This window comes from Geminisphaera colitermitum TAV2, assembly GCF_000171235.2.
Lineage (GTDB): Bacteria > Verrucomicrobiota > Verrucomicrobiia > Opitutales > Opitutaceae > Geminisphaera > Geminisphaera colitermitum.
In genome coordinates, this window is the sequence record NZ_ABEA03000155.1 from 1 (window position 1) to 9,670 (window position 9,670).

At 60.8% G+C, this 9,670-nt stretch carries 12 protein-coding genes and 1 pseudogene; 5 read left to right on the top strand and 8 right to left on the bottom strand.

What is annotated here, in order from left to right; translation table 11 throughout:
* The 4 genes from OBACDRAFT_RS17195 to OBACDRAFT_RS28450 form a co-directional block, all read right to left on the bottom strand.
* Positions 1 to 568 (bottom strand): DUF2786 domain-containing protein (locus OBACDRAFT_RS17195; protein ID WP_043587797.1); only part of this gene is annotated, 568 nt, incomplete at its 3' end.
* Positions 565 to 1,416: a hypothetical protein gene (locus OBACDRAFT_RS17200; RefSeq protein ID WP_043587799.1), complete on the bottom strand. Its 852-nt coding sequence runs from the start codon at positions 1,414 to 1,416 to the stop codon at positions 565 to 567. The genes OBACDRAFT_RS17200 and OBACDRAFT_RS17195, both read right to left, overlap by 4 nt.
* Positions 1,417 to 1,431: 15 nt before the next feature.
* Positions 1,432 to 1,569, bottom strand: coding sequence for a hypothetical protein (locus tag OBACDRAFT_RS28445; RefSeq protein WP_157837155.1), 138 nt, complete (start codon positions 1,567 to 1,569; stop codon positions 1,432 to 1,434).
* Positions 1,566 to 1,736 carry a hypothetical protein gene (locus OBACDRAFT_RS28450; protein ID WP_157837156.1) on the bottom strand — a complete coding sequence of 57 codons (171 nt, stop codon included), beginning with the start codon at positions 1,734 to 1,736 and terminating at the stop codon, positions 1,566 to 1,568. The genes OBACDRAFT_RS28445 and OBACDRAFT_RS28450 overlap by 4 nt, the downstream gene beginning before the upstream one ends.
* A 78-nt stretch (positions 1,737 to 1,814) precedes the next feature.
* On the opposite strand from OBACDRAFT_RS28450, the gene OBACDRAFT_RS28455 reads away from it, so the two are divergent.
* The 5 genes and pseudogenes from OBACDRAFT_RS28455 to OBACDRAFT_RS17220 form a co-directional block, all read left to right on the top strand.
* A complete protein-coding gene (locus OBACDRAFT_RS28455; RefSeq protein ID WP_157837157.1) occupies positions 1,815 to 2,204 on the top strand; it encodes a hypothetical protein in 390 nt (129 codons plus the stop codon).
* 58 nt (positions 2,205 to 2,262) lie between these two features.
* Positions 2,263 to 2,586 carry a hypothetical protein gene (locus OBACDRAFT_RS28460; protein ID WP_157837158.1) on the top strand — a complete coding sequence of 108 codons (324 nt, stop codon included), beginning with the start codon at positions 2,263 to 2,265 and terminating at the stop codon, positions 2,584 to 2,586.
* A gap of 89 nt (positions 2,587 to 2,675) precedes the next feature.
* On the top strand, positions 2,676 to 2,933 hold the full coding sequence (locus tag OBACDRAFT_RS17210) for a hypothetical protein (protein ID WP_043587804.1): 258 nt from the start codon (positions 2,676 to 2,678) through the stop codon (positions 2,931 to 2,933).
* 7 nt (positions 2,934 to 2,940) lie between these two features.
* Complete coding sequence (locus OBACDRAFT_RS17215) at positions 2,941 to 3,243, top strand: hypothetical protein (protein WP_043587805.1); 303 nt, start codon at positions 2,941 to 2,943, stop codon at positions 3,241 to 3,243.
* A gap of 146 nt (positions 3,244 to 3,389) precedes the next feature.
* Positions 3,390 to 4,112 (top strand): annotated as a pseudogene (locus OBACDRAFT_RS17220) (DNA adenine methylase); the annotation flags it as partial.
* Between the two features lie 146 nt (positions 4,113 to 4,258).
* On the opposite strand, the gene OBACDRAFT_RS17225 reads toward OBACDRAFT_RS17220, so the two are convergent.
* The 4 genes from OBACDRAFT_RS17225 to OBACDRAFT_RS17240 all read right to left on the bottom strand — a co-directional run bounded on the left by OBACDRAFT_RS17225 (position 4,259) and on the right by OBACDRAFT_RS17240 (position 8,952).
* Positions 4,259 to 5,161, bottom strand: a complete 903-nt coding sequence (locus OBACDRAFT_RS17225; RefSeq protein WP_043582672.1) for a hypothetical protein — start codon at positions 5,159 to 5,161, stop codon at positions 4,259 to 4,261.
* 267 nt (positions 5,162 to 5,428) lie between these two features.
* Positions 5,429 to 6,406 carry a magnesium transporter CorA family protein gene (locus tag OBACDRAFT_RS17230; RefSeq protein WP_043587808.1) on the bottom strand — a complete coding sequence of 326 codons (978 nt, stop codon included), beginning with the start codon at positions 6,404 to 6,406 and terminating at the stop codon, positions 5,429 to 5,431.
* Between the two features lie 139 nt (positions 6,407 to 6,545).
* The gene (gene corA, locus OBACDRAFT_RS17235) at positions 6,546 to 7,514 is read right to left on the bottom strand and encodes a magnesium/cobalt transporter CorA (RefSeq protein WP_043587810.1); all 969 of its coding nucleotides are present in this window, start codon (positions 7,512 to 7,514) and stop codon (positions 6,546 to 6,548) included.
* Positions 7,515 to 7,683: 169 nt separating this feature from the next.
* A complete protein-coding gene (locus OBACDRAFT_RS17240; RefSeq protein ID WP_081722158.1) occupies positions 7,684 to 8,952 on the bottom strand; it encodes a glycosyltransferase family 2 protein in 1,269 nt (422 codons plus the stop codon).
* Between the last annotated feature and the right edge of the window lie 718 nt (positions 8,953 to 9,670).

Sequence of the window (9,670 nt, forward strand, 5' to 3'; positions counted from 1 at the left end):
CGGCGGGCATCCGGGGCGCGGGGCAATCCTCCGGCTCGTCGTCGGCCGTCGCCAACGCCTCCGGCACTTCCGGGGCCGGCGCGTGGCAGGCGCGCTCGTAGGTGAGCGCCGACCAGAGCCCGGCGCCGAGGCCGTCGATGTAGGCGGAGCGGTCCCGGTTGCGGCCCCGAAAATAGGTCCACAACCACGCAAAATGCGGGTGCAGGAAGCCGAACACGTATTCAGAAAAATCCACGTCGGCCGGCGCGCCGGTGAGGTGGCACGACCAGAGGGTGCGCTCCCGCCGAGCGAACGGATCGCTGCGCGCATCCAGGCGCACGGAGACGCCGTAAAACTCGGTGACGATGGCGGCGGCCTGCCGGTGCTCGTCGCGCCATGCCGCGCCCTCCCATACCTTGCGCTCGATCAGCGAGCCGGCGGCGGCCTGCCCGCGGATCGCGTCGAGATCCTCGCCCTCCGCCCGGCACAGGCGCCATGCTTTTTCCAAGGCAACAGCGGCCTCGCCAGGCGTGCCGCGATCGGCCAGCGCCAGCAGTTTATCGAGCTTCTCGCGCAGGGCGGGGCTCATGAGCGGCCTCCCTTCCGGGCGGGCGCAAACGCCTCAAGATCGTCGAGGAACGCCTTCGGCATCGTGGAGCGCAACGCCACCCACAGTTGCACGAAATGCGCCCTGTCCTCGCGGGAGAATTTTTCCCAATGGGGGAACGAGGTCGCCAGCTTCCGGAGGCCAGCGTGGAAGTTGCCGAGGTGGTCCGTGTCGCCGCGGATGTCGCCCTTCTTGACGGAGCCGAAAACGCCGACGTAGGCGCGGGAGACGGCCAGCGCCGGGTTGTCCTCCAGTTGATCCAGCGCGATCCGGGCGTTGGGCGCCAGCTTCGCCAGCACGCGCTGCTCATACTCGTCACGCAGGGCCTTGTTGCCCTTGTTCTCCCGGCTGTAGAGGTTGACCTTCTCCCATTTGGCCATCGTCTCCGCCAGCTTCGCAATCGACTGTTGTGTCGCCCGGTCCAGCGCCTCGCGGTCCATCTCCGCCAGCGCCCTGATCTGTTCGCGGTAACGATCGTTTTTCGTCGGCTTCGACGGCGTGGCGGCGGGGGAGGTCGCCTCCGGGGTGCTCCCGCCAGATCGCAGGGCGCGGGCTTGGCGCTCGCTGGTAATCTCGGCCTCCGGGTGCTCTCCGGCGAAGATCGCGGCGGCGATCTGGTAGTTCGCCCAGCGGACGCTTTTTTGCCAGCGCTCGTAGCAATAGATGTCAAAACTGTCGTGGGTTTCCCGATACAGGCGATTATCCCGGATGGTCTTGAGCGCTTGGCCGACGGCGGTAAGGCCGCGCTCGATGTTGGCTTCGCAGCGGGTGAGTTGGTCACGCTCGTCGCGGGTGAGCGTGGTGGATGACTTGAGTGGTTTTTCGGGCATGGTCAGAGTGGGGAGTCAGAGGGTGATGAGGAGGGTAACGATGATCGCGGTGAGGAAGCCGGCGGCGAAGGCGTTGAGGCATATCAAGGCGAGCGTCCGCCGGGGCAGCGTCACCGTCGGCGGGTCGTCGGGGAGGGGAAGCCGGGCGTTCATGCCACCTCCTTCCGGGATATGATCAGACTTTCGATGAACTGACTTAGCGAGAGGTTGAGACGGTGTGCCGCCTGCATTGCGGTGCCCCTGGCAGACGGAGTCAGGCAGATGTTGACGGGGATTTTGCTCTTGCCGCGAGGGCGTCCTCGTTTGCGCGTCGTTTTCATTGCGCCTTAATTGCGCAATTACTGCGCAATGCAAACAAAAAAATTGCCCCCTAATAAAATTGCGCAATTAAAACCCACATGCCCGACGCGCCCTCTTCTCTCGAAAAAGCCAATCTGCTGTTAGATGCCGCAGCCAACGCTGCATTGGAGCACGTAGCGACATCGCTGAATGTTAGTAAATCTGCCTACGTCGGAGCCCTCCTCTGTGCCAAATTTGGTATGCCATGTAATGACCTGTTGAGCCGCCACATCCAACAGGAAGGACTAAGCGTTCCACCTGAACTAGCAGGTTTTTCCTACGTTCCGCGCACAACAAGAGGGGGCAAGAAACCTGGACCAAAGCCGCGACACGCTTCGACCGGCGCAGGTGGAACCTTCACGGTGACGAACAACACCGCGCCGTTCATCCAAGGACACGGCAACACCATAAAAACCCCCGCCTCGAAGTCTGGGTCGAAAAGGTCGTGATCGAGTGCCCGCGCCTCTCCGATTGTAACCAAAATCAGAATACGAACCACGCCTGACCATGAAACGCGCCATCAAGAACAACAAGCCCAAGGACGGCAATTCTTCCCGCCCGGACATCATCGACGTTGACTGTATTGATCGCCAACGCTTGGCCGCGCTGATCGAGCGCGGTTCTTGCACCACTGATACCCAGGCTACCGCTGCCTTCGGAGCCCTTCTGGGAGCCATCGGAAGGATGGCCAAAGAAAACTACTTTGATCTCTGTGAGGCTCTCGAAACTGCTCTGGACGTGAGCGAGGCACTCCACCCACGCCGTAGAAGAAGGAGCAAGTCCAGTGTCGTTGCCACGTGCCACTCTGATCGAGTCAAGGTGGATCATTGACCCCTAACGGGAACCAATGGTTCCTAAATTTCATTCATACATCCCCGCTAGCCAGCATCTCCCATCTGTAACCAAAAATAAACTACAAAATGAACGACACCCCCTATCCGACGCTCCCGGAATCACCCAAGGCCTCCTGGCACATTGGCGCATTGCGGGTGACTTCTGTGCTAATCCTCGTCGCCGGCATGATCGGCGTGTTCATCTGCATCAACGGGATTCTCCTAAAAGAGATGGAGGCGGCGGTCAATCACTTGGGCTACGCCCTTGCCATCGCCTTCGGCTCGTGGGTGTGGTTTATCATGCTGCGAGCCATCGCGCATGTGATCGAGCGACTGGACCGGTAGTCGCTCCATGCGCAAGCGTCACCACAAGGACAACCTCTCGCAACTACACCTGTTCCCGCGGGCTCGCGTGGAGCGCGTGGGTGAGGACGCAAAGGGCAACACCGTAATCCGCGTCGTTCCCGACGGCGAACTCGTCGTCTGGTTGCGCCCCAAGCAATTCGCCGCCGCCCTCGGCGTGGACATAAGCACCGTTTACAGATGGATGCGCGGCGGTGTGATTCGGCGAGACAAGTGGGAGCGGCGAGGTCCAAAGGTTCTTTACATTCAGGCTACCGAGGCCGAACGCCTCCGCGACACTGGCGATAAGTAAAGAAATTCCTGATACAAAAGCGGAGCGCCAATGCGCGCCCCACCTCGCTCCGTTAGAGTCGGCGCGTGAACACCAAACACGTACCAAACGACACCACGCCGGCGCCAGCCAAACCGCGCCCGGTCATCGCCTAGCCGGGCGGAAAAACGAGGCTGCTCAAGCACCTCTTGCCACTCATTCCAGAGCATCGCACTTACTGCGAGGTCTTCGGCGGCGGACTCGCAGTTTTCTGTGCCAAAGCCCGCTCCGAGGTGGAAGTCATCAACGATATCAACGGCACACTCATTGCCTTTTATCGGGTCGTAAAATACCACCTCCACACCCTGATCACGGAGATCGAAACCGTCCCCAATTCTCGTCGTGATTTCCATGATTACCTTACCCAGCCTGGCCTAACCGAAATCCAGCGAGTCGCCCGCTGGTATGTCTGCCAGCGGCTCTCTTTCGGCGGGCTTGGCCGCACCTTTGCCCCCACCCGCACACGCGGGGCATCTCTTCCGGAAAATCGCCTGACGGCCCTTCAATCTCTCTCCCGCCGCCTTGCCACCGTCACCATCGAAAACCTGGATTGGCAACGCTTCCTTGCTCTCTACGACTACCCCGAAGCCTTCCACTTTTTTGACCCTCCTTATTTTGATGCTGGAGGCTCCGCCTATGCGGGATGGAGTGAGGAACAGTTCGCCACCTTTGCCCATCACGTGCAGACACTGCGCGGATCGTGGCTCCTGACCTATCAGGATTGCCCGCAAGCCCGTGACCTGTTCAGCGGTTGCCGGATCATTCCGGTGTCGCGGCAAAACGGCATCGAAGGCCGTGCCGAAAAAAAGCGCAACGCCCGCTATCGTGAACTCGTGATCTTGCCCAAATAGGCCGGCATCGCGGCTCCCTCGCAAGCGTCTCGCGGATCGGCCGCGAGATGCCCGCGACCCTTGCTCCGCTGCCATGTCTGACCCTTTCCTGCGTTCTCCTCCGCCCGCGTGACGATTCGCCCTGTTTCAGACGCATTCGCCCCGCTTCAACCCTTTTCAACCCTTTCCCCGGTTCGTGCCAGGCAAGAGGAGGGCAGGGAAGTGACAACGACAATGTAATCAGCCATGCACAGGCACTGGCAGGAGGGTTTGCGGCCGTTTTTTTTGGCGCTGAGCCTGATTTTGGCTCGTTCGCGTTGGGCGGCCTGTGGGCTGACGCGAAGGGCGCACAGGCGCAAGGCGGTGCCGTCCTTGAGGAAGACGGGCAGTCCGGAGCACTGACGGGAACGCAACTGGGCCAGCCATGCGGGAACGTCCAGCGCATGCCCCTGCTGGTCAAACAAGGGCAGACTGGTGCTGTGCCAGCGTAACAGGACCGCCCCCTGATGATCCATCACATGCCTGATCTGCGGGGCTCGGCAAAAATTCCGGTCGCCCAAAAACAAATCCCCCTTGCGCACCTTGTAACGGCACAGACTTTCGCCCCCCTTGTTGTCGGTCAGTTCGGCCTGTTCGCAAAACAGGCTGGGCAGTCCGATCGCATAATGCAGTCTCCAGTCCGTTCCGCTTGCTCCGGATTCCTCTATGGTCGTGCTGTCCACCGCCACCGCCGTCCACCCTTCCGGCAATCTCGACCACCTCGGCTGTCCGGCCTGCTGCTCAAGCAACCTTACGCTCATCCACCTCAGCCAACCCTCCGCGTTCCTCAGCCTCTTGAGCAACGCCACATCCGAGACCTCCGGCAACCCTGCCGCCGCCCCCCTCGCCACCGCATGCCTCAACGACAGCCCGCTCCCAGCGTGCATCAATATCAGCCTGAGCAACTCCTCCGCCGTTCTTATCCCCTTGGCCTGCTTGAACGCTCCTTGCTCCCTGGCCGCCACCTCCCACCCTTCCGGCAGCAGCCCCTTCACCAGCCCCCACTCTTCCGTCATCCATGTCTTTTTCATCCCACCTATCTACCCGTTTCCTCCTCCCATGTAAAGACAACATGTTAGCGCGTATAGGTCTCCCGACCCGCCGACGGCGCGAAGCGCCGCCCTTCCGATTCCGGATGGGCGCGGCTGCGCCGCGTCTGGCGGGTCAGGAGACCCGCCCTCCTTATGGTCGCTACGCGCTGACGCGTCTCATCTCCCCCCCCTCGCTAAACGGTTACCGGTCTGGAGGCCGCCGCTCCGGCGGAAACGTCCACGGTGGCATCAGGGATGTCAGCGCGGCTACAGCCACTTTTTGCGGCGCATGTAGTATGCCATGCCGAGCACGCTGAGAAGGGTGAGACCGGCGAATATGGGGTAGGCGTAGCGTGAATGAAGTTCCAGCGTCTGCATTTCGGTGAAGTTCATGCCATACCAGCCTCCGATCAGGAGGGGGGGGATGGTGAGGGCGGTCAGCGCGGTGAGGACACGAATGCCTTCGTTGGCCTGATGGCTGGATTTGTTGAGGTAGATGCGGAAGGAGAGAATGAGCTGGTCGCCCCAGGCGGTGGCGTGTTGCTCGATGCGGGCAAGTTCTTCGGCCAGGTCGCGCAGGTAGGGGATCATCACGGTGCGGATGAGCCGCCATTTGCCGCCGGCGAGTTGGGAGGCGACTTCGCGCTGAGGTTTCACGATCTGGCGTAATTGCGAGAGTTCTTTGCGAAGAGCGACGACGCGGGGGAAGAGTTCGTCGGCAGGGGCGTTGCCCAGGACGTCAACTTCGATGCGTTGGAGGTCGCGGGTGAGTTCGTCGAGGGCGGGTTTGTAGGCCTCGACCATGAAGTCGAGCAGGGTGTGCGCGAAGCGGTCGGGGCCGCGCACGGTCTGGCCGGGCATCTTGAGGGCGCGCTCCAAGGCGAGATCCACGGGACGGAGGGGCTGGCGATGGAGGGTGACGAGAAAGTTTTTGCCGAAGAGGAGGTCGAGTTCGGTGGTGGAGAATTTGTCCGTCTTGGAGTAGTCCACCGCGTGCATGACGAGGTAGAGGTAGTCTTCGTAGTCTTCGAGTTTGGGCAGGGGGCTGTCGATGGTGCAGTCTTCGATGACGAGGGGGTGGAAGTTGAAGAGGTCTTCAAAGATGGTTTTGATTTCGGCGTCGGTCGGGGCGGAGAGGTCGATCCAGAGGATCACGGACGGGTCCTGGCGCAGAGCGGGGAGGGTCTCAAGGGACGGGTTGCGTCCGGCGAAGCGGCTGTCTCGGAAAACGAGCGTGGTGATCATGCTGAAAAACGCTAAAACGCTAAAAAGCTGAAAGGGGGGGGAGGCCCGCCACGCGGTCGGAGATGTGGAGAGGACGGAGAGGAGATATTGGGTGCTTCATTTTTTAGTTTTTAGATTTTTAGCGTTTTAGCTTTTTCATTCAAATCCAGTGGCGGCGGCGGCACCACCAGATCATGAGGCCGGTGAAGATGAGGGTGATGGCGGCGGCGCAGGCATAACCGTAGGGCATGTGGAGTTCGGGCATGTTTTCGAAGTTCATGCCGTACCAGGAGCCGATGATGATGGCGGGGAGAGTGATGGCGGTGAGGGAGGTAAGGACTTTGATGCCTTCGTTGGCTTGGTAACCGGATTTGCTGAGATAGAGGTCGAAGGAGATGAGGAGTTGGTCGGCAAAGCTGGCGGCGGTTTCCTCGATGCGCACGAGGTTGTCGCGCAGATCGCGGAAGTAGGGGAGCATGACGTTGCGGATGACCTTGGATTCGCCGTGGGCGAGGCGGGTGATGACTTCGCGCTGGGGTCGGATAACCTCACGCAGGCGGGCGATTTCGGAGCGGGCGTCGAGGAGGAGGGGGGTAAGGTCGGTCATGTCGGGGCTGAGCACGGTTTCCTCGATTTCTTCCACTTTGACGCGGAGGCGGTCGGTGATGGGGGCGTAGTTGTCCACCATGGCGTCGAGGATGAGGTGGGCGAGGCGGTCGGTGCCGCGGGCGATGGGGCCGGTGCCTTTGGTGCAGCGGTCCATGACGGTCATGATGGAGCGGAGGGCGGAGCGGTGAAAGGTGACGATGAATTCCTTGCCGATAAAGAAATTGAGTTCGGTGGTGGCGAATTTTTCGGGCTGGGAGAAGTCAACTGGGTGGGCGACGAGGAAGAGGTAGTCTTCGTAGTCTTCGACTTTGGGGAGTGAACTGGGGGCGACGCAGTCTTCGATGGCGAGGGGGTGAAAGGAGAAGACGCCTTCGAGCACGGCTTTGATTTCGGCGTCGGTGGGCTGGTCGAGATCGACCCAGAGGACGAGTCCTTTGTCGGCGCGGACGAGGCGGAGGGCGTCGAGATCGAGGTCATGGCCCACGAGTTTGCCGTCGGAAAAGATGTAGTTGTGAATCATGCCGGGACGTGGATCGAAGGATGTCGTTCAGTGGATCAGTGGATCAATGGATCAAGTGTCTGCGAATGAACCGCAGGCGTGCGCTGATCCGAGGGGATGATCGTGCGCGGTGGAAGGGCGAAAGTCGAGTCTGGCGGGGGAGAGTCTAAAAAGTCGAATGTCTGAAGGTCTAAAGACTGAAGGTTGAGTCAGCAGACCCTGCCGCATTTCCATTCTCTTCATCCTCTGTCGGCACCGGCAGCACGTTGAGGCCGAGGATGCCCAGAAAAAAACTGCCGAGCACGATTTGGACGCCAAGTGTGAGCAACATGCCGGAAGGGATCACTTGGCGCAGCGTTTCCTGGGGGGACAGGTCGCCGAAATGCCGGCTGCCCCACTGGGCCACCGCTGCCACGCCGAGGGCAAGGCCCGCGAGAATGAAACACACGCCGACCACCAGCCCCGACTCGAGCGAGAGCCGGCTCATGAGGTTTTCGAAGCTGCGGTCGCGGGGCCACAGCCCACACCGGATGGCGAACGCCTTGGCGAACACAGAAAACTGGATCGACTGAAACCCCGTCAGCACGGCGATTGCGCAAAACAGCAGCGTATGCACATCCAGAGTCACTCCTCCGAGACGCAGCGGACCGGCGAGCAGACGCCCGCCGAGCACCACGCCACATCCGCACAGAAAAAACCCCGGATACAGAAACAACCACCGCGGGCTGAAGAGCAGCATGAAGCGCAGGTGCCGCCAACCATCGCGCCAAGGCCGCAAGTGCGGAGGCCGGTCGCGCCCGTCGGGCGACAACGTAGCCGGCACCTCCGCCATGCGCAGTCCGAGCAGCGAGGCGCGCACGATCATTTCGGAGGCAAACTCCATGCCGCCCGTCCGCAGCGCCAGACGCGGCCAGACGCTCTTGCGGAGCGCGCGCAAGCCACAGTGAAAATCCCGGCAGGGACTTTGGAAGAACAACCGCCCGCACGCCGAGAGCAACGGATTGCCGATGTATCGGTTTTTCCAAGGCATGGCACCGGAGCGGATGCCGCCGGCAAACCGGTTGCCAACGACCAGATCGTTACCGGCCCGCAGCGCCTCCAAAAACGGTTTCAGAGCGGGCCCCGAGAAATCGTAGCTTCCGTCCGCGTCACCCATGATGACCAGCGGGGCGCGTGCGGCTTCGATGCCGGCGCGCAAGGCGTGACCGTAGCCATGTGGCGTTACGGGCACCAGTCGTGCACCGTGTGCGCGGGCGAGATCACAGGAGCCATCGGTGCTGCCGTTGTCCGCCACGACCACCTCGCCCCGCACCCCCAGATCCACGAATGCCTGCTTGGCAACGTCGATACAGGCGGCAAGCGTGCGCACTTCGTTCAGACAGGGCAGCACGACGGAAATCTCCGGGAAAAAAGATTCGTCGGCAGGTGCAGCCAAAATATCGGGCAGGTGGCAACTCATTGCATCAATCAGGTGGTGACGGAGTGACAGGAAATCCTGTTCTTCGCCTGTGCCCACTCCGTAACAAGCTTTTTATTCACTGAAGTTACGCGACGGAGCGGAGGATTATAGAAAAAGTGGCGCGGGCGTCTCGCCCGCAGGTAGGGGCGTCGCTTGCGACGCCCGCGCCCGCCATTTGATGCCGTCTCCTGCATACACGGGCTTCGCAAGCGAAGCCCCTACGCGACTCGCCCACTTCGGCAGGGAGGAGCCTCTCAGACTTGTCTCAGGGCGGCGCTCCGCGCCGTCTGCGGGCGTTTGGCAGAAAAAGCCCGCGCCACCATGCTCCGCGTAACATCAATTATTCACGAAAAATCCGGAATCATCGAGTGCGTATCCGTTTTTTAGCTACATGCGATTTCCGCGTTTGCGTCCAGCCCGCTCCCTCCTCTGCATTCTCGTCTCTTATCTGCCCTGTCCGAACATCCTCTCACGGGTAAAAGAGTTCATAGTTGGCCATTTTTAATGAAAACTAATCATTAAGAATGCCGAAAAATCAGGGTTTCGCCTGACTACCGCGCTTCGGAGGAAACGAGTATTCTGGACCACGTATCGCGCTCCAGCAGTCGCGATTCGAGATAATCATGAACACAACAATGCGCAACAATAAGGCAATTGCCGCCCTCCGTAACTATCGGATGGTTAATTTGTTGCAAGTTTATTGCATTACCCCCCCCCC

Coding starts and splice junctions, on each gene's coding strand:
- OBACDRAFT_RS17200 (WP_043587799.1), bottom strand. CDS start 1,416: ATGCCCGAAAAACCACTCAAGTCATCCACCACGCTCACCCGCGACGAG.
- OBACDRAFT_RS28445 (WP_157837155.1), bottom strand. CDS start 1,569: ATGAACGCCCGGCTTCCCCTCCCCGACGACCCGCCGACGGTGACGCTG.
- OBACDRAFT_RS28450 (WP_157837156.1), bottom strand. CDS start 1,736: ATGAAAACGACGCGCAAACGAGGACGCCCTCGCGGCAAGAGCAAAATC.
- OBACDRAFT_RS28455 (WP_157837157.1), top strand. CDS start 1,815: ATGCCCGACGCGCCCTCTTCTCTCGAAAAAGCCAATCTGCTGTTAGAT.
- OBACDRAFT_RS28460 (WP_157837158.1), top strand. CDS start 2,263: ATGAAACGCGCCATCAAGAACAACAAGCCCAAGGACGGCAATTCTTCC.
- OBACDRAFT_RS17210 (WP_043587804.1), top strand. CDS start 2,676: ATGAACGACACCCCCTATCCGACGCTCCCGGAATCACCCAAGGCCTCC.
- OBACDRAFT_RS17215 (WP_043587805.1), top strand. CDS start 2,941: ATGCGCAAGCGTCACCACAAGGACAACCTCTCGCAACTACACCTGTTC.
- OBACDRAFT_RS17225 (WP_043582672.1), bottom strand. CDS start 5,161: ATGAAAAAGACATGGATGACGGAAGAGTGGGGGCTGGTGAAGGGGCTG.
- OBACDRAFT_RS17230 (WP_043587808.1), bottom strand. CDS start 6,406: ATGATCACCACGCTCGTTTTCCGAGACAGCCGCTTCGCCGGACGCAAC.
- corA (WP_043587810.1), bottom strand. CDS start 7,514: ATGATTCACAACTACATCTTTTCCGACGGCAAACTCGTGGGCCATGAC.
- OBACDRAFT_RS17240 (WP_081722158.1), bottom strand. CDS start 8,952: ATGAGTTGCCACCTGCCCGATATTTTGGCTGCACCTGCCGACGAATCT.